Source organism: Mycobacterium sp. SMC-16, from assembly GCF_046250085.1.
In the GTDB taxonomy this organism is placed as follows: Bacteria; Actinomycetota; Actinomycetes; order Mycobacteriales; family Mycobacteriaceae; genus Mycobacterium; species Mycobacterium phocaicum.
Genome location: NZ_CP176427.1, coordinates 4,202,725 through 4,223,330 on the forward strand (window position 1 = coordinate 4,202,725; position 20,606 = coordinate 4,223,330).

17 protein-coding genes and 1 pseudogene are annotated in these 20,606 nt (G+C 67.3%); 5 read left to right on the plus strand and 13 right to left on the minus strand.

From position 1 onward, the window contains the following. Position 1 precedes the first annotated feature (1 nt). Entirely contained in the window at positions 2 to 979 is a 978-nt protein-coding gene (gene rsgA, locus ACJEIK_RS20345) for a ribosome small subunit-dependent GTPase A (protein ID WP_060999069.1), read from the plus strand. Here rsgA and ACJEIK_RS20350 read toward each other — a convergent pair. From ACJEIK_RS20350 to ACJEIK_RS20370, 5 genes are all read right to left on the minus strand, one after another. After that, the gene (locus tag ACJEIK_RS20350) at positions 976 to 1,371 is read right to left on the minus strand and encodes a hypothetical protein (protein WP_406783820.1); all 396 of its coding nucleotides are present in this window, start codon (positions 1,369 to 1,371) and stop codon (positions 976 to 978) included. The two genes, rsgA and ACJEIK_RS20350, sit on opposite strands and share 4 nt — an antisense overlap. A 70-nt stretch (positions 1,372 to 1,441) precedes the next feature. Continuing rightward, complete coding sequence (locus tag ACJEIK_RS20355) at positions 1,442 to 2,701, minus strand: fatty acid desaturase family protein (protein WP_409430199.1); 1,260 nt, start codon at positions 2,699 to 2,701, stop codon at positions 1,442 to 1,444. A gap of 93 nt (positions 2,702 to 2,794) precedes the next feature. After that, positions 2,795 to 3,937, minus strand: a complete 1,143-nt coding sequence (locus ACJEIK_RS20360) for a ferredoxin reductase (RefSeq protein ID WP_060999164.1) — start codon at positions 3,935 to 3,937, stop codon at positions 2,795 to 2,797. 85 nt (positions 3,938 to 4,022) lie between these two features. Further along, positions 4,023 to 4,532 carry a DUF6912 family protein gene (locus ACJEIK_RS20365; protein WP_174814156.1) on the minus strand — a complete coding sequence of 170 codons (510 nt, stop codon included), beginning with the start codon at positions 4,530 to 4,532 and terminating at the stop codon, positions 4,023 to 4,025. A 94-nt stretch (positions 4,533 to 4,626) separates the two neighbouring features. Beyond that, a complete protein-coding gene (locus ACJEIK_RS20370; protein ID WP_135355348.1) occupies positions 4,627 to 6,039 on the minus strand; it encodes a wax ester/triacylglycerol synthase family O-acyltransferase in 1,413 nt (470 codons plus the stop codon). Between the two features lie 182 nt (positions 6,040 to 6,221). Here ACJEIK_RS20370 and ACJEIK_RS20375 point away from each other — a divergent pair, with 182 nt between their 5' ends. After that, positions 6,222 to 6,722, plus strand: coding sequence for an Rv3235 family protein (locus ACJEIK_RS20375; protein WP_060999059.1), 501 nt, complete (start codon positions 6,222 to 6,224; stop codon positions 6,720 to 6,722). A gap of 5 nt (positions 6,723 to 6,727) precedes the next feature. Here the strand turns inward: ACJEIK_RS20375 and secA are convergent, their stop codons facing one another. The 7 genes from secA to ACJEIK_RS20410 form a co-directional block, all read right to left on the minus strand. Next, positions 6,728 to 9,496: a preprotein translocase subunit SecA gene (secA, locus tag ACJEIK_RS20380; protein ID WP_409430200.1), complete on the minus strand. Its 2,769-nt coding sequence runs from the start codon at positions 9,494 to 9,496 to the stop codon at positions 6,728 to 6,730. A 128-nt stretch (positions 9,497 to 9,624) separates the two neighbouring features. After that, a complete protein-coding gene (gene hpf / locus ACJEIK_RS20385) occupies positions 9,625 to 10,257 on the minus strand; it encodes a ribosome hibernation-promoting factor, HPF/YfiA family (RefSeq protein ID WP_406774253.1) in 633 nt (210 codons plus the stop codon). A gap of 343 nt (positions 10,258 to 10,600) precedes the next feature. Further along, the gene (locus ACJEIK_RS20390; protein ID WP_060999053.1) at positions 10,601 to 11,230 is read right to left on the minus strand and encodes a ComF family protein; all 630 of its coding nucleotides are present in this window, start codon (positions 11,228 to 11,230) and stop codon (positions 10,601 to 10,603) included. Positions 11,231 to 11,267: 37 nt separating this feature from the next. Continuing rightward, positions 11,268 to 12,995, minus strand: coding sequence for an MtrAB system accessory lipoprotein LpqB (lpqB, locus tag ACJEIK_RS20395; RefSeq protein WP_409431733.1), 1,728 nt, complete (start codon positions 12,993 to 12,995; stop codon positions 11,268 to 11,270). Positions 12,996 to 13,024: 29 nt separating this feature from the next. After that, on the minus strand, positions 13,025 to 14,677 hold the full coding sequence (gene mtrB / locus ACJEIK_RS20400) for an MtrAB system histidine kinase MtrB (protein ID WP_060999049.1): 1,653 nt from the start codon (positions 14,675 to 14,677) through the stop codon (positions 13,025 to 13,027). A gap of 43 nt (positions 14,678 to 14,720) precedes the next feature. Then, the gene (gene mtrA, locus ACJEIK_RS20405; RefSeq protein WP_020102929.1) at positions 14,721 to 15,407 is read right to left on the minus strand and encodes a two-component system response regulator MtrA; all 687 of its coding nucleotides are present in this window, start codon (positions 15,405 to 15,407) and stop codon (positions 14,721 to 14,723) included. A gap of 87 nt (positions 15,408 to 15,494) precedes the next feature. Then, complete coding sequence (locus ACJEIK_RS20410; protein ID WP_060999048.1) at positions 15,495 to 16,124, minus strand: dTMP kinase; 630 nt, start codon at positions 16,122 to 16,124, stop codon at positions 15,495 to 15,497. 98 nt (positions 16,125 to 16,222) lie between these two features. Here ACJEIK_RS20410 and dctA point away from each other — a divergent pair. Continuing rightward, positions 16,223 to 17,609 (plus strand): annotated as a pseudogene (dctA, locus tag ACJEIK_RS20415) (C4-dicarboxylate transporter DctA). 98 nt (positions 17,610 to 17,707) lie between these two features. Then, positions 17,708 to 17,890 carry a hypothetical protein gene (locus ACJEIK_RS20420; RefSeq protein WP_131808711.1) on the plus strand — a complete coding sequence of 61 codons (183 nt, stop codon included), beginning with the start codon at positions 17,708 to 17,710 and terminating at the stop codon, positions 17,888 to 17,890. Between the two features lie 113 nt (positions 17,891 to 18,003). On the opposite strand, the gene ACJEIK_RS20425 is transcribed toward ACJEIK_RS20420, so the two are convergent. Then, entirely contained in the window at positions 18,004 to 19,926 is a 1,923-nt protein-coding gene (locus ACJEIK_RS20425; RefSeq protein ID WP_409430201.1) for a DUF222 domain-containing protein, read from the minus strand. Positions 19,927 to 20,298: 372 nt separating this feature from the next. Between ACJEIK_RS20425 and ACJEIK_RS20430 the strand changes: the two genes are divergently transcribed. Then, the gene (locus tag ACJEIK_RS20430; protein ID WP_064858202.1) at positions 20,299 to 20,598 is read left to right on the plus strand and encodes a hypothetical protein; all 300 of its coding nucleotides are present in this window, start codon (positions 20,299 to 20,301) and stop codon (positions 20,596 to 20,598) included. Positions 20,599 to 20,606: the final 8 nt, after the last annotated feature.

Sequence of the window (20,606 nt, forward strand, 5' to 3'; positions counted from 1 at the left end):
CTTGCGGGAGTACGACGAATCCGATGTCCGGGTGCGCTCGGGCAAAGGTTCGCGTCCGCGCACCAAGAACCGGCCGACCCACGCCGACGCGCGCGAGGCCATGGTCGTCACCGTCGACCGCGGCCGGTGGGGCTGTGCGCTGGACGGCAATCCCGACCACATTGTCACCGCGATGCGGGCCCGCGAACTGGGCCGCACCCCGATCGTGGTCGGCGACTCGGTGGGCATCGTCGGCGATCTGTCCGGCAAGCCCGACACCCTGGCGCGCATCGTCCGCCGCGACGAGCGCCGAACGGTGCTGCGTCGCACCGCCGATGACACCGACCCCACCGAACGGGTGGTGGTCGCCAATGCCGACCAGTTGTTGATGGTGGTCGCGCTGGCCGATCCGCCGCCGCGTGCCGGGCTGGTGCAGCGTGCCCTCATCGCCGCGTACGTCGGTGGGCTGCGGCCCATCCTGTGCCTGACCAAGCAGGACCTGGCTCCCGCCGAACCGTTCGCCGCCGAGTTCACCGGCCTGGACCTGACGATCATCACCGCCGGCCGCGACGACCCGCTCGACGCCGTGGCGCCCCTGCTCGAAGGTCAGATCACCGTACTGCTCGGCCACTCCGGTGTCGGCAAATCGACGCTGGTGAATCGCCTTGTGCCAGAAGCAGACCGGGCCACCGGTGACGTGTCGGGCGTCGGCAAGGGCAAGCACACCTCGACGCAGTCGGTGGCACTGCCGCTCGACGACGGCTGGGTCGTCGACACACCGGGTATCCGCTCGTTCGGGCTGGCACACATCAAGCCCGACGACGTGCTGATGGCTTTTTCCGACCTCGCCGAGGCCATCGAGGACTGCCCCCGCGGCTGCGGGCACATGGGCCCACCGGCGGACCCAGAGTGCGCGCTGGACGCGCTCACCGGACCGGCCGTCGACCGCGTCGCGGCGGCCCGTCGTCTCCTCGCGGTCCTGAACGAGCCGACGTACTAACGCGTCACCAGCATCGTCGCGCGGTAGTCCGGCAGCGGGATGGTGCCCGGCGTCTCGGGATACGGGTCCAGCGACCGTAATTCGACGGCGAACCCGCCGACCGTCTCGGTCAGGTGAGTCTGCCCCGGCGCGGGGTTGGTGTTGAACTCCAGCGTGGCCGGCGGCCGGCCGTCGGGCGTGACGGTGACCGCGATTCGGGCCGCACCCGTCCAGACACACGACACCCGCTTCGGGCAGCGCGAATCATCGAGCACCCGATCGAATTTCAGCCGCAACCCGGCACCGTCGACCACCGCGTCCTGCCCGCCGGCGAGGACGAACTCGTGGCCCAGTTGCACGGCGGCGGTGTCGGGCCGCGCCTGCCCCGGCGAGCAGGCGACGGCGAGCGCCACTGCCAGAAGGACCGCAGGAAAACGTAAAAACCCCCAAAACCGGCCGGTTTTGGGGGTTTTCACGACTGCTTTACGCGGCGGCTGCGGCGCGCTTGGCCCGACGGCGGCTGCGCACGGTGGCGATGGCCGTCTTCAGACCGCGCTTGTTGCCGGTCGCCGGGTCGATGGCGCCGAAGCTCTCGTCGAGCTCGACGAACATCCGCTCGCTCCGGGTCTCCGGGGCATCGTCGACGGTGTCGGTCAGGTACTTGTTCGGCACCGACAGCTTGGCGATGGTGCGCCACGTCTTGCCGTACTGCACCAGGAAGTTCCCGGTGGTGTAGGGCAGGTCGTACTTCTCGCACAGCGCCCGAACGCGGATCGAGATCTCGTACAGCCGGTTGCTGGGCAGGTCCGGGTACAGGTGATGCTCGATCTGGTGGCTCAGGTTGCCGCTCATGAAGCGCAGCACGGGACCCGAGTTGAAGTTGGCGCTGCCCAACATCTGGCGCAGGTACCACTCGCCCTTGGATTCGCCGACCATGTCGGTCTTGGTGAACTTCTCGGCGCCATCGGGGAAATGGCCGCAGAAGATCACCGCGTTGGCCCACACGTTGCGGATGACGTTGGCCAGGAAGTTGGCCTTCATCGTCGACTTGAACGTGGCGCCCGGTGACAGGGACGTGAGCGCGGGGTACGCGACGTAGTCCTTGCCCAGCTGATGCGCGGCCTTGGTGCCGAACTCACGCACGCGGATCATCGTGGCCTTGCGGTCGTCGCGGCCCTTGAAGATCTTGCCGAGCTCCAGGTGCTGCAGACCCACGCCCCACTCGAACAACAACGCCAGGACGGTGTTGAACCCGAGGTTGAACAGGTGATGGGGCTTCCAGCGGATGTCCCGGGTGACGCGAATGAGGCCGTAGCCCACATCGTCGTCCATCCCGAGGATGTTCGTGTACTTGTGGTGCATGAAGTTGTGGGTGAACCGCCAGTGCTTGGAGACCCCGTTCATGTCCCACTCCCACGTCGAGGAGTGAATCTCGGGATCGTTCATCCAGTCCCACTGGCCGTGCATGACGTTGTGGCCGATCTCCATGTTCTCGATGATCTTGGCCACGCCCAGGGTGCTTGCCCCGGCCCACCAGTACGACCGCTTCGAGCTGCGCAACAGCAGCAGGCGGCCGGCCACTTCGAGAGCACGTTGTGCCGCGATGGTGCGGCGGATGTAGCGCGCGTCGCGAACGCCGCGGCTTTCCTCGATGTCTTGCCGGATCGCGTCCAGCTCGACGCCCAGAGCCTCGATATCGGCTTCGGTCAAGTGCGTGAATTCAGGTACGTCAGTGACTGCCATATCGACCTCCTTCCAGTTACCTACGCTAGCGTAACCTACTCAACCGTAGGTTGCTAGACAGCAAATTCTATATTTCCCAGATCTGCGGTTTTGTTAAATATCCAACACACAGTCGCCGGCCGCAGCCGAAACGCACGTCTGCACCCGACTGCCCGGTTCCCGTTCCGCTCCGGTCCGCAGATCGCGTGCGTGACCCTCCAGCAAACTCACCACGCAGGACTGGCAGATACCCATCCGGCAACCGAACGGCATCTGCACGCCGGCCTGCTCGCCGGCCTCCATCAGCGATGTCGCCGCATCGGCGACGACGGTCTTTCCGCTGCGCTCGAAGGTCACCGAACCACCGGTGCCCTCGACCGCAGCCCGGGACGCCGCGAAGCGCTCCAGGTGCAGGCGCACCCCGAGCCCCGCCGCCGCGTATTCACGCTCGGCGTCGTGGAGCATGGCCTCCGGGCCACACGCCCACGCTTCGCGCGTCCGCCAGTCGGCGACTTCCTCGTCCAGCTTCGACAGGTCCAGGCGTCCCTCGGTACGAGTGGCCCGCACCCGCAACTGGTAGCTCGGGTGAGCCTCGGCCAGCTTCGCCAACTCGTCGGCGAAGATGACGTCGGCCGCGGTCGGGGCCGAGTGCAGGTGGACGATGTCGGTGATCTGGTCCCGGCGCGCGAGGGTGCGCAGCATCGACATCACCGGGGTGATGCCCGACCCGGCGGTCAGGAACAGCACCTTGCCCGGCGCGGGATCCGGCATGACGAACTCGCCCTGCGGCGCGGCCAGTCGCACGATGGTGCCGGGCGCCACGCCACCGACCAGGTGGGTCGACAGGAAGCCCTCGGGCATGGCCTTCACCGTGATGGTGATGGTGTGGTCGCCGCGCGATTCCACCGGGCTCGAGGTCAGCGAGTACGAGCGCCACCGCCAGCGGCCGTCCACCAGCAAGCCGATGCCGATGTACTGCCCCGGGTGGTAGTCGAACGAGAAGCCCCAGCCCGGCTTGATCACCAGGGTTGCCGAATCCTCGGTCTCGCGGCGCACCTCGACAACCTTGCCGCGCAGCTCCCGTGCCGACCACAGCGGATTGACCAGCTTGAGGTAGTCGTCCGGCAGCAGCGGTGTGGTGATGCGCCCGACGAGCGTGCGCAGCGCGTGCCACCCCGGCCGTTCCTTGGCGCCGGCAACCTTGGGCCGCACCGTGTCGACCACATTGGCCGAGACCTTGATGGTGTTCTTGGCCACGTTCACTCCCGCTCGGTTGGTCGTCCTAACCTACGGTACCGTAACCTACGCACAAGTAGCTACCCCTGCAAGCCAGGGACAAGGGCTATAGAAGCTCCAACAAAAACGGTAACTCCTGAGCGGCGTACCACGCCAGATCATGATCCTGAGCATCTCCGACGGTGAGCTCGGCGTCCTCGTCACCGAGGTCGGCGGCGTCGACGACGGCCACCGCAGCAAGCACCGCCGGCTCGGCCGCCGAGTTGTCGACGTACGCCGCGATCACGTCGGCCAGCTTGACCGGCCCGGCCAGGCGCACCACCGCGTCGTCCAGATCCGGGCGAACCGTCACTTCTTCGGCCTCGGCCACCAGCACCGCCCGCCGCGGCGGCAACCCGGCTTCCTCGCCGACCCCTTCGCCGGCCAGCAGCCGCAGTGACGCCAGCGCGGCTTCCTGCAGCGCGATCTCGCCGAGCTCGTCCTCGTCGCCGTGCGCGTAGGCCTCACGCAACGTCGGCGTCACCGCGAACGCAGTACCGCTGCGGGCCGGCATCACCCCGTCTGCCACGAGTTGCGACAGCATCGCCAGGGTCGCCGGAATATAGACACGCACCAGGGCACTCTAGAGGGATCTCTCGGGATCGCCCATCAGCTCGGCCACGTGATCTGGCACATAGGTGGTGAGTTCGCGCGGGCCTTCCTGGACGCCATCAGCGCGCCACCTCGCGCAGCTCGTCGAGCGCCTCGCGCAACAGGCTCGGGAACACGTCGACGTCGCTCATGGCCTCGCGGTCGGCGTTGATGCCGTAGTAGAGGCTGCCGTTGTACGACGTGATGCCGAGCGCCAGCACCTGGTTGTTCAGCAGCGGCGGCACCGCGTACGTGTCCAGCAGCTTGGTGCCCGCGACGTACATCTGCTTCTGCGCGCCGGGGACGTTGGTGATCAACAGGTTGAACTGGCGCGCCGGGAAGCTGGTCGCGACCCGGGTGCCCATGGCGTGCAGCGTCGGCGGCGCGAAACCCGACAGCGCCACGATGGTGCGCGCGTCGACCGGGGTGGTCGTCGTGGCCTGGGTCTCGGTGGCGTGCGCGATCTGGGACAGCCGGACGAGCGCGTTGTTCTCGCCCACCGGCAGGTCGACCAGGAACGGTGTCACCTCGCTGATCGCCTGGCCGGGGCCGGCGGTCTCCAGATGGTCGGTTTCGGGATAGACAGACATCGGCGCCATGGCCCGCACTGTCAGGCCCGTCGACACCGATTGACCGCGGGACATCAGCCAGTTCCGCAGCGCGCCGGTCACCACCGACAGCACCACGTCGTTGACGTCGCAGTCGAAGCACGTCCGTAGCTGGCGGTACTCCTCCAGCTCGTGTTTGGCGACGGTGAATCGCCGGTTGCGGGACACGGTGGCGTTCAGCGGACTGCTCGGGGCGGTGCCCCGAACCAGCGTGCGGGCCATGTCGATGACGCGCCGGCCGGCCTCGACGAACTGTTCGGTGCTGGAGATCATGTCCGCCGCCGCCGACTGCACGGCGGCCAGCTGTGCCGTCGGGCGCGTGATCCACTCCCCGATGGCACCCAGCAGCAGCGAGGCATCGCTGGGTTCGCGGCCCGGGATCCAGATGTCCTCGCCGAACTCGGGAGGCTTCTGCGTGCGGTCGGCGATGACGTGCCCGATCTCCAGCGCCGTCATGCCGTTGACGAGCGCCTGGTGGGTCTTGGTGTAGATCGCCAGCCGATTGTCGGAGAGCCCTTCGACCAGGCACATCTCCCACAGCGGCCGGGTCTTGTCCAGCGGTCGCGAGCCCAGCCGGGCCACCAGGTCATGGAGCTGGGCATCACTGCCCGGGGACGGCAGCGCCGAGCGCCGGATGTGATAGGTGATGTCGAAGTCGCGGTCGTCGACCCAGACCGGCCGGGCCAGCCCGAGCGTGACCTCGCGGACCTTCTGCCGGTAGCGCGGGATCTGCGGCAGCCGGGCCTCGACGGTCGCCAGCAGCGTCTCGTAGCTCAGGCCGGCCCGCGGCTTACGCAGAATGGACAGCGTCCCGACGTACATGGGTGTCGATGAGTCTTCCAGCCCGTAGAACGACGCGTCCGACGCCGACAACCGGGTCACCATGCAGCCCGCTCTCCTTCACCCCTGGCGGATCGACCCCGTCACGGTATCCCCGGGACCGGTCCCCCGCAGCACCGGATCGGCGAATTGGCGTCGAGCACCTGGTGAAACCGGTGCGATGATTTAGCGGTCTGCAACTCTCCAGCAGATGCGTCACGCACCTGACCGACGGCTGGAGAGATTTCATGACCGCATCGACCCGCATCGACATCGACCTCACGGCGCCGATCGTCGACTACGAGCCTGCGCCGATCGAGACCGGCGCGGCGGTGCGTGCCCCCAACCGACTGCAGGTGGTGGCCGATCCCGAACCGGACTGCGCGACCGTATCCGCCGTCGTATCTCGGCACGAGGTCGCGCCGCCCACGGCCGCGCTGATGTTCGCCGACGCCGCCCTGCGCCGGGTCCTGGAGGTCAGCGACCGACGCCGGCCGATGGCGCAGCTGCGTCCGCTGGTCACCTCGACACTGTTCGACGCCATGTCGTCATGGCCCCACCACAACCGGAGCGACGGCACGGCAGCGCTGCGCAAGGTGCGGCTACGCACCGCCCGTGAACAGGACGGGTTGCCCACGGCCGCCGAGGTGTTCGCCACCTTCAGCCGCGGGCCACGTCTGCACGCCGCCGCCGGACGCATCGAAATGCTCGGCGGGCGTTGGCAATTCGTGGCCCTGCAGCTGGGTTGAGCGGGTTACCGCCGCTTCTGCTTGCGCGCGGCCTCACGGCGTTCCCGACGCGAGCCCGGGCCCGCCGCGTGCCGGCCACCCTCGCGACGCACCTCCGCGGACCCGTCCTCTGCTGGACCGCTGTAGGTCATGGCCGGGGCCTTGTCCTCAATTCCCTTGGCGCGCAACGCGGCCGGTGCGGCCTGCTCTTGGGCGGCGTTCTGCTCGGCCTCCGCGGCGAACTGCGCGAGCCCCTGCGGCGCGGCGACCGGGGCCACCTGCGGCGCCTGCTGAGCCTCGACCTGCACGTTGAACAGGAAGCCGACCGACTCCTCCTTCAAGCCTTCGAGCATGCCCGTGAACATGTCGAAGCCCTCGCGCTGGTACTCGACCAGCGGGTCGCGCTGCGCCATGGCCCGCAGGCCGATGCCCTCCTTGAGGTAGTCCATCTCGTAGAGGTGCTCGCGCCACTTGCGGTCGATGACGTTCAGCAGGACGCTGCGCTCCAGCTGCCGCATGGCACCGGGACCGGCGATGGCCTCCAGGTCGGCTTCGCGCTTGGCATAAGCCTTTTCGGCATCGGCGATCAGCGCCTCACGCAGCTCGTCCTGCGTCAGCTCGCCCGGCTCGCCGACCTCGTCGGAGTCGATCAGGTTGTGATAGTCCAGGCCCACCGGGTACAGCGTCTTGAGCGCGTCCCACAGCTTGGCCAGATCCCAGTCCTCGGCGTAGCCCTCGGCGGTGGCGCCGTCGACGTAGGCGGTGATGACGTCGACCAGCATCTTGTGCGCCGTGTCCTGGACGTCCTCACCCTCGAGGATCGCCTTGCGCTCGCGGTAGATGACCTTGCGCTGCTGGTTCATCACCTCGTCGTACTTGAGGACGTTCTTGCGGACCTCGAAGTTCTGCCCTTCGACCTGGGTCTGCGCGCTCTTGATCGCGCGGGTCACCATCTTGGCCTCGATCGGCACGTCGTCCGGCAGGTTCAGCCGGGTCAGCAGCGCCTCGAGGGTCGCGCCATTGAAGCGGCGCATCAGCTCGTCGGACAGCGACAGGAAGAACCGGGACTCGCCCGGGTCACCCTGACGGCCCGAGCGACCGCGGAGCTGGTTGTCGATACGACGGGACTCGTGGCGTTCGGTGCCCAGCACGTAGAGGCCACCGACCTCGCGGACCTTCTTGGCCTCTTCCTCGACCAGCTGCTTGACCTTCGGCAGCTCTTCGTGCCAGGCCGCCTCGTACTCCTCCGGGGTCTCGACCGGGTCCAGACCGCGCTTGCGCAGGCGCACGTCGGCGATGAAGTCGACATTGCCGCCCAGCACGATGTCGGTACCACGGCCGGCCATGTTGGTGGCGACCGTGACGGCCTTCAGCCGGCCCGCCTCGGCGATGATGCTCGCCTCCTGCTCGTGGTACTTGGCGTTGAGCACGTTGTGCGGGATGCGGCGCTTGGTGAACTGCTTGGACAGGTACTCCGACCGCTCGACGCTGGTGGTACCGATCAGGACCGGCTGGCCCTTCTCGTAGCGCTCCTGCACGTCGTCGACGACGGCGATGTACTTGGCCTCTTCGGTCTTGTAGATGAGGTCGGACTGGTCCTGGCGGATCATGGTCCGGTTGGTGGGGATCTGCACCACGCCGAGCTTGTAGATCTCGTGCAGCTCGGCGGCCTCGGTCTCCGCGGTACCGGTCATGCCGGACAACTTGTCGTAGAGCCGGAAGTAGTTCTGCAGCGTGATGGTGGCCAGGGTCTGGTTCTCGGCCTTGATCTCGACGTGCTCCTTGGCCTCGATGGCCTGGTGCATGCCCTCGTTGTAGCGGCGGCCGACCAGCACGCGGCCGGTGAACTCGTCGACGATGACGACCTCGCCGTCGCGGACGATGTAGTCCTTGTCGCGCTGGAACAGTTCCTTGGCCTTGATGGCGTTGTTCAGGTAGCTGACCAGCGGCGAGTTGGCGGCCTCGTAGAGGTTGTCGATGCCCAGCTGGTTCTCGACGAACTCCACGCCGGCCTCGTGCACACCGATGGTGCGCTTGCGGATGTCGACCTCGTAGTGGACGTCCTTCTCCATGAGCGGCGCGATGCGCGCGAACTCGGTGTACCAGTTCGACGCGCCATCGGCGGGGCCGGAGATGATCAGCGGGGTACGGGCCTCGTCGATGAGGATCGAGTCGACCTCGTCGACGATGGCGAAGTTGTGGCCGCGCTGGACCATGTCGTCGACCGAGTGCGCCATGTTGTCGCGCAGGTAGTCGAAACCGAACTCGTTGTTCGTGCCGTAGGTGATGTCGGCGTTGTACGCGGCGCGACGCTCCTCCGGCGTCAGCTGCGACAGGATCACCCCGACCTCCAGGCCGAGGAAGCGGTGCACGCGGCCCATCCACTCGCTGTCGCGCTTGGCCAGGTAGTCGTTGACGGTGACGACGTGCACACCCTTGCCGGAGAGCGCGTTGAGGTAGGCCGGGAGCACACAGGTCAGGGTCTTGCCCTCACCGGTCTTCATCTCGGCGACGTTGCCGTAGTGCAGCGCCGCGCCGCCCATCACCTGGACGTCGAAGTGGCGCTGGTCCAGCACGCGCCAGGCCGCCTCGCGGGCGACGGCGAAGGCCTCGGGCAGCAGGTCGTCGAGCGACTCGCCACCGGCGATGCGCTTCTTGAACTCTTCGGTCTTGGCGCGCAGCTCGTCGTCCGACAGCTTCTCGACGTCATCGGACAAGGTGTTGACATAGTCGGCGACCTTTTGCAGGCGCTTGACCATGCGGCCTTCACCGATGCGGAGCAACTTCGACAGCACGCTTTTCCCCTGTGGGTCTGGAACGGATATACGTCGGCGGGTTAGACGTGACCATCGTAGGTGACCGGCGGAATCGGCAGATAAGAGTGCGCCCCCGGCGGTTCGGCCGGGGGCGCATCAGCGGGACCTCAGGACAGACGGATCAATCCGTAGTCATAGGCATGTCTGCGGTAGACCACCGTCGGCCGGTCGCTCTCCTTGTCATGGAACAGGAAGAAGTCGTGTCCGACCAGCTCCATCTCGTAGAGCGCATCATCGACCGTCATCGGGTTGGCCGGGTGTTCCTTGACGCGGACCACCTGACCGGGCACATGGTCGTCGACCTCGGCGGCTGCGGTCTGGTTCGGCACCTCCGGCAGATCCTCGGGCGGGACGATGGACGTCGCCTCGGCCAGGCCCACCGGCGTCTTGTCGCCGTAGTGGATCTTGCGGCGGTCCTTGCTGCGCCTGAGCCGGTTCTCGAGTTTGCCGACGGCCGATTCGAGGGCCGCGTAGAAGCTGTCGGCGCAGCCTTCGCCGCGAACGACCGGCCCGCGGCCGCGTGCCGTGATCTCGACATGCTGGCAGTTCTTGCGCTGGCGCCGGTTCTTCTCGTGGTCGAGTTCGACATCGAACAGGTAGATGGTGCGATCGAAGCGCTCCAATCGAGCGAGCTTCTCGGAAACGTAGATGCGGAAGTGTTCGGGGACCTCGACGTTGCGGCCCTTGACGACGACGTCGGCGTGCGGTTCGGGCGCAGGCTCGGTGTCGTCGGCAAACATGGTCGAGCGGGCAGAATCCACGGATTGGGTTGTCATGCTTAGCAACTCGCTTCTCTCTCGCAGTGCACGTGTGGCTCTTCTTGCACACGGTCTGAACTACGCGCCGAGCGGGTCTGCAAGTCGCCGCAGCCCGGCGCAAGGTGTTGACTACTCACCTCCTACCGCTGTCAGCGATTTGGTACCGAGTGAATATGTCGGTACCGCCGTGAGGCTTCACGGGTGGTTGCAGCCGACGGTAGTCCGAGTTCACCTAGTCGTGCCACCGATTTCGCATACCGGTTTTGAGAACTTCATATCGAGTTGATGTAGGTACTGCTCCGGCCGTGTCGTGCCGTCTCGAGGCTCACGCGTGTGCTATTGCGAGCACCGCCGCCACCTGTGCTCCGGATGTTTGCAGGACCCGAACGGCCTCGGCTGCCGTCGTACCGGTCGTCACCACATCGTCGAACACAATGGTCTCCCCCGCCACCGGTGTGCGCTGTCGAACCCGGCCGCGGATGTTGCGCTGTCGTTGCGCACTGGAGAGGCCGACGGAGTCTCTGGTGAAGGCCCGCATGGCCAGCGCCGGCTGGACCGTCACTCCCGGAAGAGCCGCGGCCGCGGCGCGTGCGATCTTCGCGACGGGGTCGCCGCCGCGGCGCCGGGCGGCCAGGCTGCGGGTGGGCGCGGGCACCACCGTCAGCGGCGGCACGATCAGACCCCAGGTGATCAACGTCCGCAGGGCCGCGGCGACCGCGTCGGCCAGCGGCGCCACGAGATCGGTGCGGCCGTGCTCTTTGAGTCCGACGACGGCCCGTCTTCTGGCTCCGGCGTAGCGCCCGAGCGCGAAGACCGGCACCCCCGGGTCCTCACGCGGCGTGACGACGTGCGGCTCGTCGGGGCGGACCGTCAGTTCCGCCGCGCAGGCGGGACACCAGCGCGTCGCCGGCGCGCCGCAGCCACCACATTCGACGGGCAAGACCAGGTCGAGCATGGGGTCAGCATGACTCGGGGGTACGACACCAGCCCGATCAGCCAGGGAGCACGGGCAGCGCGCCCGCGACCATCAGCGGCCGGATATCGGTCCACATCAGGTTGTTGTCCGCTGCCGAACCCGACAGCTGCAGAATCCCGCGCTGATCGGCGAGGTACACCGTCGAGGTATTGGCCGCCACGGTGGACACCGGGACGACCAGGTTCCGGGTGGGTCCGTCGGAGTTCACGCCGTCGAGGTTGACGTATGACACGGGATGCGCGCCGTCGGTGCGGGTCACCACGATGTCGTCGCCGGTGCGCCAGGACAGCGACAGCGCCGTGTTGCCCAGACCGAAGCCGAGCCGGCGTGGATAGGTGAGCGCGAGCTGGCCGCCCTCACGCAACTCGACGCTCGCCAGGATCACCTGGCCGTTGATCACCATGGCGGCACGGGTGGCGTCCCGGGACAGCTGCAGCGCGCTGATCGGACCGGGGAACTTGGTGGCCACGGCCGACGAGTCGACGGGGATGCGGGCGGGCTGGCCCGACGCCGCCTCCTGGATCGCGCGCACGACGTTGGTGCCGTCGACGACGATCCAGATCGCATCGTCGAGCGACCAGCTGGGACGCGTCAGCGTGTGCGCGTCGAGCGCCTGGGCCGCATCGCCGTTGAGCGGACCCACCCACAGCGACTGCGCCATGTCCGGCGCGCCGGGCCGCAGCGTCACCACCGAGGCGACCTCCTGCCCGCTACGCGACAACGCCGCCGAGGTCTGGCCCGGCAGTTGGCCGAACGCGCCGGCAACCCGCGGCGCGTTGTCTCCTTCAAGCGACACCAGCGATCCCCCGGCCAGGGCATGCAGTCCGGCCGCCGCGCCGGGATCGGCACCCGGATCGGTGGCCGCGACGTCGGAGGTGTTCCACCCTTCGGCGAAGCGGTCGTCGAGGGCGGCACCGTCGGCGTTGATCACATACGGGCCGTTGACGCCGGCCCGGAACAGCGTCCAGATGATCTGTGCCGCAAGCAGTTGCCGGCTGTGCGGGTCGGTGGTCGACAAGCTCTCGAGGTCGATGCGGGCGCCGCCGTAGCCCCGCCCGACACCGGTCTTGCCGCCGTCGGCCCGCGTCACGGGACCACGCAACCGCAGCGGTGCGGCCATGAGATTCCGCACGCTGCTGGCCATCTCGGGGCGCGGCCCGGACAACAGCTTGGTGACGAGTTCGGTGGCGAGTAGGTCCGGGTCGGACACCGCGACGTAGCGCGGGTCGGGCACGACGGTCTTGCCGGTCGGGTCGACGAAGTACAGTGTGTCCCGTTTATAGGTGGACTGGAACTGTTGCCAGTCCAGGAAAACCCCGTTGGGCAGCTTGTCGATGCGCCAGCCCCGCGGCGTCTTCACCAGATCGATGGGGCCCGGGTCGGGCAGCGCGCCCTCGCCGGTCTCGAACACCCCGACATCCGACAGCGAACCCAGGATGTCGGCGTGCATGGTCACCGAAACCTTGTCCGTGCCACGGGTTTCCACGAACACGACGCGGTCGATCAGCAGGGCACTACCGGCGTCGTCCCAGGAGCGGGAGGCCGATTCGGTGAGGAACTGGCGTGCCGCGAGATGCCGGTTCGCGGGATCGGCGGTCGCTTTGAGGAATTCGCGCAGCAGCAGGTCCGGGTCCATGCCCGGCGACGGCGTCGGCAGATTCCGCGGGGCCGGACGGTCGACCGTGCCCACAGCCTGCGGTGCCGACGAACTGGGTACGCCGGCGCATCCCGTCAGGACCAGCATCAGCACCGCGCAGAGCGCCAGTGCCCCTTTCATGACGTCTCCCCCGCGGGCAGTTCGCCGGACGAGAGGGCCGTAACCGATTTGGGGCCAGTGGGTTTGAGCGGCAGCGGGCTGGTGGTCACCTTGTGACCGCGTACCAGCGGCAGCGTGAGCCGGAAGCAGGCGCCGTGCCCGGGCTCGCCCCAGGCCTCCAGCCGGCCCTGGTGCAGGCGGGCGTCCTCGATGCTGATGGCCAGGCCGAGGCCGGTGCCGCCGGAGCGCCGTACCCGCGAGGGGTCAGAGCGCCAGAACCGGCTGAACACCATCTTCTCCTCGCCCGGTCGCAGACCCACGCCGAAATCGCGGACCGTCACTGCCACGGTATCCACATCGGCGGCCATCTTGATCTGAACGGGCTTCTTCTCAGCATGGTCGATCGCGTTGGCGATGAGGTTGCGCAGAATGCGCTCGACGCGGCGCGGATCCACTTCGGCGATGACGGCCTCGTCGGGAAGATGCACGGCGAGTTTGATGTTCGCGTCGTCGGCCAGGTGGCCGACGTTGTCGAGCGCGCTCTGCACGGTGTCACGCAGGTCGACCGACTCCACCGACAGTTCGGCCACACCGGCGTCGTGCCGGGAGATTTCCAGTAGATCGGCCAGCAGCGTCTCGAAGCGGTCGAGCTCGTTGACCATCAACTCTGTCGAGCGCCGCAGCGCCGGGTCGAGTTCCTCGCTGTGGTCGTAGATCAGGTCTGCGGCCATGCGCACCGTCGTCAGCGGCGTCCGCAGCTCGTGACTGACGTCAGAAGTGAAGCGGCGCTGCAGATTTCCGAACTCTTCGAGTTGAGTGATCTGCTTGTGCAGGCTCTCGGCCATGTCGTTGAACGACACCGCCAGGCGCGCCATGTCGTCCTCGCCGCGCACGGGCATGCGCTCGGTGAGGTGCCCTTCGGCGAACCGCTCGGCGATGCGCGACGCCGAGCGCACGGGCAGCACGATCTGCCGCGCCACCAACAGGGCGATGGCCGCGAGCAGGCCGAGCAGCACGATGCCGCCGGTGGCCATGGTGCCGCGTACGAGAGCGATGGTGCTCTCTTCGTTGCTCAGCGGAAAGATCAGGTACAGCTCGAGATTCGTGACCTGCGACGACGTCGGGCTACCGACGATCAGCGCCGGACCGGAGAACCCGTCGGTGTGGACCGTCGCGTACTGATAGCTGACCTGACCGGCTTTGACGAAGTCCCGCAAGGAGTTCGGAATCTCGCCCACCGGCCCGGCCGACGTGGCCGCCCGCGGACCGTCACCAGGCACCACCAGCACCGCGTCGAACGCACCGGCCAGCCGCGAGCCCGAATCGACCTTGCGGTCGATGAGAGTGTTGCGCGCCAGCTGCAGGCTGCTGTTGAGCGAGCGCGTCTCCTCGCCGCCGACGATGCCGCTCACCGTCGTGCGGGCGTGCTCGACCTCCTCGGTACCGGCGCGGACCTTGGCTTCGAGGATCCGATCGGTGATCTGACTGGTCAGCACGAAACCGAGCACGAGAATGACCGCAAGGGACAACCCCAGCGTCAGGGACACCACGCGAAGTTGCAGCGAGCGGCGCCAGGCGTAGCCGACCACCCGGCCGACGGCACCCAGCCCGCGCACGAAAGCGCCCGAGCCGAAACCGCCACGGATACGCCGTCGTGATCCCCAGATCACCGGCGCCCTACGGTCTCAGGCTCGGGCGTGACGAGCCGTCCGATCACGGCGGTCCGGCCTTGTATCCCACTCCTCGAACGGTCAGCACCACCTGCGGGTTCTCGGGGTCCTTCTCGACCTTGGCCCGCAGGCGCTGCACGTGGACGTTCACCAGGCGGGTATCCGCCGGGTGGCGGTAGCCCCACACCTGTTCGAGCAGCACGTCACGAGTAAATACCTGGCGCGGCTTCCGGGCGAGAGCGACCAGCAGGTCGAACTCCAGCGGCGTCAGCGAAATCTGCTCGCCCTGACGCGTCACCTTGTGGGCCGGCACGTCGATGTCGACGTCGGCGATGGACAGCATCTCTGCCGGTTCGTCGTCGTTGCGGCGCAACCGCGCCCGCACCCGCGCCACGAGTTCCTTCGGCTTGAAGGGCTTCATGACGTAGTCGTCGGCGCCGGACTCCAGGCCCAGCACCACGTCGACCGTGTCGGTCTTTGCGGTCAGCATGACGATCGGCACGCCCGAGTCGGCGCGCAGCACACGGCAGACGTCGATGCCGTTCATTCCGGGCAGCATGAGGTCCAACAGCACCAGATCCGGACGCAGCTCGCGGACCGCGGTCAGCGCCTGGCTGCCGTCACCGATGACGGCGGTGTCGAAGCCTTCGCCCCGCAGCACGATGGTGAGCATCTCGGCCAGAGATGGGTCGTCGTCGACGACCAGAATGCGTTGCCTCATGGCGTCCATGGTGTCACCAGATCGCGATAAAGCTGTGATCTCCGATGGGTGTTTTGCCTTCTACCTGACAACTTGCTGGTAAGCGACGTGGCCCGATCACCCCAGCAGCGTGGCGGCCAGCTCCCCCGGGTCGACGTCAGGTGCCACCAAAGCCCAACTGCCGACCCAGTTTTCGCCCGCCAGCGCGGTGTAAACCGCCGCGGTGCGGCCCTGCAGTCCGCCGTCTCGCTCGTAGGCGTCGCGGGTCCGCGTCGCGTCCTGCGCTTCCCGGCGCGCCGCCCGCTCCGCGGCGAGATCGGTCGGCACGTTGAGATAGAGCTGCCAATCCGGCACCGGCAGCCCCAACCGCTCGAACTCGAGTTGCCGCACCCAGGCGACGACTTCCCCGTCGGCGTCCTGGTGCAGCCGGGCCGCGCTGTAGGCGGCGTTGGAGGCGACGTACCGGTCGAGGATCACCACATCATGCGCGTCGCTCAGTTCCGCGATCTCCGCCTTGGCGCCCGCGCGGTCGAGCGCGAACAGCATCGCCATCGCGTACACCGACTCCGCCAGGTCGCCGTGCTGGCCGTGCAGCGCCTCGGCCGCGATGTCCGCCTCGACCGAGCGGCCGTACCGCGGGAACGCCACGGTGGTCACCGACTTGCCGTGGGCCTCGAACTGCGCCCGCAGGCCCTGGGTCAGGGTGTTCTTCCCGGCACCATCGACGCCTTCGATTGCGATCAGCACGTGGCGAGACTAATTGCTGGATTGGATATATCTGCTGCGCGACGTCACAGAAACATCGCAGAAATCGCACGGTGACGCCTGATCAGTACTTTCGCGCGATGGCGACCAAGATCGAACCTCCCAAAAGCGAGATGATCCGGCTCGCGAACAAGCCACCCTGGTACACGTCGCTCTTCGTGCAGTTGCTCGTCGCAATCGTCGCCGGGATCCTGGTGGGCTGGCTGCAGCCGAAAGTCGGCGCGGACCTCAAGCCGCTCGCCGACGGCTTCATCAAGCTCATCAAGATGCTGATCGCGCCGATCATCTTCTGCACCGTCGTGCTGGGCATCGCGCACGTCGGCGACCTCAAGTCGGTCGGCCGGATCGGCGTCAAAGCGTTGATCTACTTCGAAGCGGTGACCACCTTCGCGCTGCTCTTCGGGCTGGTGGTCGGCAACATCGTCAAACCCGGGGCAGGTTTCCACGTCAACGCCGCCACGCTGGCGGCCGGGGCCGACGCGATCGCGAAGAAGACCCAGAGCAAGGAACTGCCGCACACCGTCGACTTTCTGCTGAACATCATCCCGGAGTCGTTGTTCAAGGCATTCACCGACAACAACCTGCTGCAGGTGCTGTTCTTCGCCGTCCTATTCGGGCTGGCGTTGGCCAAGTTCGGCGAGAAGGGGCCGCCCGTCATCCTCGAGATCGTCGACCACCTGAGCCACCTGTTCTTCACCGTCATCGGCTGGGTGATGCGACTTGCGTCGATCGGCGCGTTCGGGGCGATGGCCTACATCATCGGCCAGTACGGCATCGGTTCCCTGAGCAGTTTCGCGAAGCTGATCGGCTGTTGTTATCTCGCGGCTGCGCTCTTCATCGTGGTGCTCGGGGTCGTCGCCAGGGTCTTTGCCGGGGTGAACTTGTGGAAGTTCGTCGTGTACATCAAGGACGAGTTGTTCCTTGCGCTCGGCACCGCGTCCACCGAGGTCGTGCTGCCGCGCATCATGGCCAAGCTGACGTTGTTCACGCACCACGACGGGTCTGGTGGTGCCGACCGGCTACTCGTTCAATCTCGACGGAGCGACCCTCTACCTCTCGATCTGTGTGCTGTTCCTGGCCCAGGCCTTGGGCGTGAACCTGAGCCTCGGCGAACAGATCACCGCGGTCCTGGTGCTGATGCTGACATCGAAGGGCATGGCCGGAGTGCCCGGATCGTCATTCCTCGCGCTGTCGGCGACCGTAGCCGCCATCGGCCACGGCGCCATCCCGGTTGCCGCGGTGGCCCTGCTCCTGGGCGCCGACCGCATCATGGATTCGATGCGTGTCTCGGTGAACCTGCTGGGCAACTGTGTCGCGACGTTCGTCGTGGCCGCTTGGGAAGGACAACTCGACAAGGACCGCATGCGCAAAGTGCTCGACGGCCAAGACGTTCCACCGCTCGACGACCCTGACCCTATGGTGGATACGGCTGAGGGTGGCGGACGTACTGCATCCACGTCCAACTGATCGCCCTACGGCTAGGACCTGTCGACCGACTCGCCCCCCTTCGGCCGCCATCCGAACTGGCGTTGTAGCGGAAGCAGCCGAGGCGAAGGAGAACAAAGTTGACGCTCACCGAATTGGCAAGGGCTCTGGAATCAATCGGCATCTCGCCTGCGACCGTTGCGCTCGGTGGGCATGCGGACTACGCGTGGGCTGTCGAGCAGTCCCCTGAAGGCGCCTGGGAAGTGTATTGGTACGAGCGCGGCACCAAAAGGATGCCTGCTTTCAGCTCCTCGGGCGCTTGACCTACAGTCAGCTGTTGGCTGGCGTCATCGAGGCCAAGCAGTAGTCTCATCAGCGAGTGCCAAGCGCGCATACCCCTGAAATTCATTCTTTTCCAGGGGTATTCACGTGTCGGTCAGAGTGGCGGTGGGACGTCGCTATCTGCTGGCGGGGGCTCGGCCGCCTCCCGCGATTGCTGTTGTTCTTCGGCCTGGCGGGCGGCTTCGCGCGCCGCATGGCGGCGAGCGGCGGCTTCTTCGCCGTCTGCGATTTTTTGCAGCTCGGCTTCGTTGAGTGCGCGTTCGTAGGCGATCTGTTGGGCCTGGTCTTGCGCGCGGGTGCGGCGGCGGATGGGCATCATGATGCTCCGGCCGGGGGCCGTGGTGGTGTCCAGGTCGGTGGCATCGGGTGGTGGATTGGGCAGGGGTGTGTCGGTGATGGTGCGGGGGAACAGGATTCGGCTTTCGGGCACGCTGATGTAGGTGTGGCCCGTCGGTGCGGTCCACACGATGGTGCCGTCGGGTTGTTGACGGTCCTGCCACCCGTCGGGGCCGCCGTAGAACGTTTTCAGTAAGTGGTGTTTGCGGCACTTGGGGTTCAGGTTGCCCGGATGGGTGGGCCCGGCCGGCCACGGCACCGTGTGGTCGATATCGGAGGCGGTGGCCGGGTGATCGCAGCCCGGGAACATGCACGTCATCGCCCGCATCCGCACGAACTCATCCATCGCGGCCGACGGCCGGTATCGCGGCACCTCATCCAGGTCGGCGGCGGAGGCGACCGAACGGACCTTCGCGCCCCGGGCGACAAGGTCCGCCAACACTGTCGGCGGGATCACGCCGCCGCCGAGGACATAACCGACCGGCGCCCGCACCGGCGCCGGAGGCCGCGCAGGCGCCGGTGCGGGCGCCGACTCAGGCACCGGCGCGGTCGCCGGCGTGGGCGCCGGCGTGGGCGCCGCGTCGGCCACCGGTGTGGACGTGCTGTCGCTGGCTGGTTCGAACGCAACAGGCGCCAGGGTTTCGGCGGCCCGCGAATCGGCCACCGGCGCAGGGTCGGACATAGGCATGGGCGTCGACGCCATGTCGTTCGCCGGCTCGGCTGCTGGCGCAGGTGCAGGTGCGAAGACCGGCTCAGGCGCGCGATCAGGTTGGGGCGTGAACACCGGCTCCGGCGCAGACGGGGCCGGCGTGGGCACCAGCGGCGCGGCCGGGTCCCCGCTGAGCAGCGGATCCGCCACCGGCGCCGGCAGCCCATTGGTCAGCACATGAATCATCACCGCCGTCGCCCGCGCATCAGGCCCAGCCGCCGGGCAGTCGGGATCACCGCACTGGCAGGCCAACCGATCCCCGCGCGCGGCCAGCACCCCCAGGGCGTCGGCGCGGCGCTGCCCGAAGGTGCGCGGATCGTTCTCGCACACCTGCCGGGCCATCTCGGTCAGCACCCGATCCAGCAGTTCGGCATCGGTGGCCAGGAGTGCACCCCAGATCGAGGCCACGCCGGTCTCGTCATCAGGCTTGCCCACCCCGACCCCACGGCGGCGCGCTGCTGAGCGGACTTTCAGGACTGCGGCGGGGTCGAACTTCTGCACCCAACCGTCGATCTTCTTCTCGATCTTCTTGCGCGACAACCCCGCCCACTCCGACAGTGCTCCCGCGAGCGCGGCGTCGATCACCGCCAGCGTGTTGGGGTCCTCGACCAGACGAGTACGCCAGCAGATCGCCCCGACCGTCCGCGCCGAGACTCCACCGTCGGCGAACACCGCCGCCACCCGAGGTAGCCGGAACCGCAACGCCACCGCGATCGACAACTGCCCCGAGGCTTCGCGCTTCCCGATCCCCAGCGCCGCCCCGACTTCGGCGACCGCGGCGTCCCAACCATCGCAGGCCCACCACTGCCGGCCATCCTGATCATCGACCCGCAGCATCGCCAGGTCGGCGACGGCTGTCAGCCGGCCCGCAGCGCACTGGTTTTCCACCCGCGCGAAGTGGATCATCAAGTCGACCACGCCGGCATCGTGGACCGGCACACCGCCGGCTCCGACACCAGAATGTTCGAACATGTGTTCGAGTATACCGCCAGATCCGACGATTGTCACGTGTTATGTCTCAGGACATCGGTGACAGTTCCGGTGGTCTTGGTGGTGACACTTGGGTCCGCAGGCTCGGGCGGTGGCTGTTCATGAACCGATCGATCCTCGTGTCCGTCTGGCGATCGCGCAGTGGCCCGATGACGCGCCCCCGGAGTGACCTACGTCGGCAACCGAAAACCCCGCGGCCGCGCCAGGACCGATGAATCGTCACCGATGTCCTGACACGTCACATCCACGATTGTCACGAAAACGGCGGAACCAGCGATAACCCCTTCAGGACACAATCGAACGTTTTCCATCGCTCCTACGTGTCATTGGGTATAGGACCGGAAGGACCCTGAGATGCGTACTGCACTAATAACTCTCATAGCTCTCACCGCAACCGGTGCCATCCTGGCACCTGCCGCGCCGGCAGCCGCCGAGTCAGCGATCGTCACGATCGGCCAGCTGGAGGCCGAGGGATTCCACGTGAACGTCGACCGGGTCGGCAGCGCACCACTGGATCAGTGCGTGGTGACCAGCGTCCGCAACCCGCAGGAGCAGACCAGGCTCATTCGGGTCGACGGCCCCGGCAACCGCGATCAGGTCATCCGTGTCGTGGTGCGACGGACCATCACCGTGTCGCTGGATTGCAGCCGCTAGCGCCGGGA

Coding starts and splice junctions, on each gene's coding strand:
- ACJEIK_RS20355 (WP_409430199.1), bottom strand. CDS start 2,701: ATGGCAGTCACTGACGTACCTGAATTCACGCACTTGACCGAAGCCGAT.
- ACJEIK_RS20370 (WP_135355348.1), bottom strand. CDS start 6,039: ATGGTGACCCGGTTGTCGGCGTCGGACGCGTCGTTCTACGGGCTGGAA.
- ACJEIK_RS20375 (WP_060999059.1), top strand. CDS start 6,222: ATGACCGCATCGACCCGCATCGACATCGACCTCACGGCGCCGATCGTC.
- hpf (WP_406774253.1), bottom strand. CDS start 10,257: ATGTTTGCCGACGACACCGAGCCTGCGCCCGAACCGCACGCCGACGTC.
- ACJEIK_RS20390 (WP_060999053.1), bottom strand. CDS start 11,230: ATGCTCGACCTGGTCTTGCCCGTCGAATGTGGTGGCTGCGGCGCGCCG.
- lpqB (WP_409431733.1), bottom strand. CDS start 12,995: ATGCTGGTCCTGACGGGATGCGCCGGCGTACCCAGTTCGTCGGCACCG.
- mtrA (WP_020102929.1), bottom strand. CDS start 15,407: ATGGACGCCATGAGGCAACGCATTCTGGTCGTCGACGACGACCCATCT.
- ACJEIK_RS20425 (WP_409430201.1), bottom strand. CDS start 19,926: ATGTTCGAACATTCTGGTGTCGGAGCCGGCGGTGTGCCGGTCCACGAT.
- ACJEIK_RS20430 (WP_064858202.1), top strand. CDS start 20,299: ATGCGTACTGCACTAATAACTCTCATAGCTCTCACCGCAACCGGTGCC.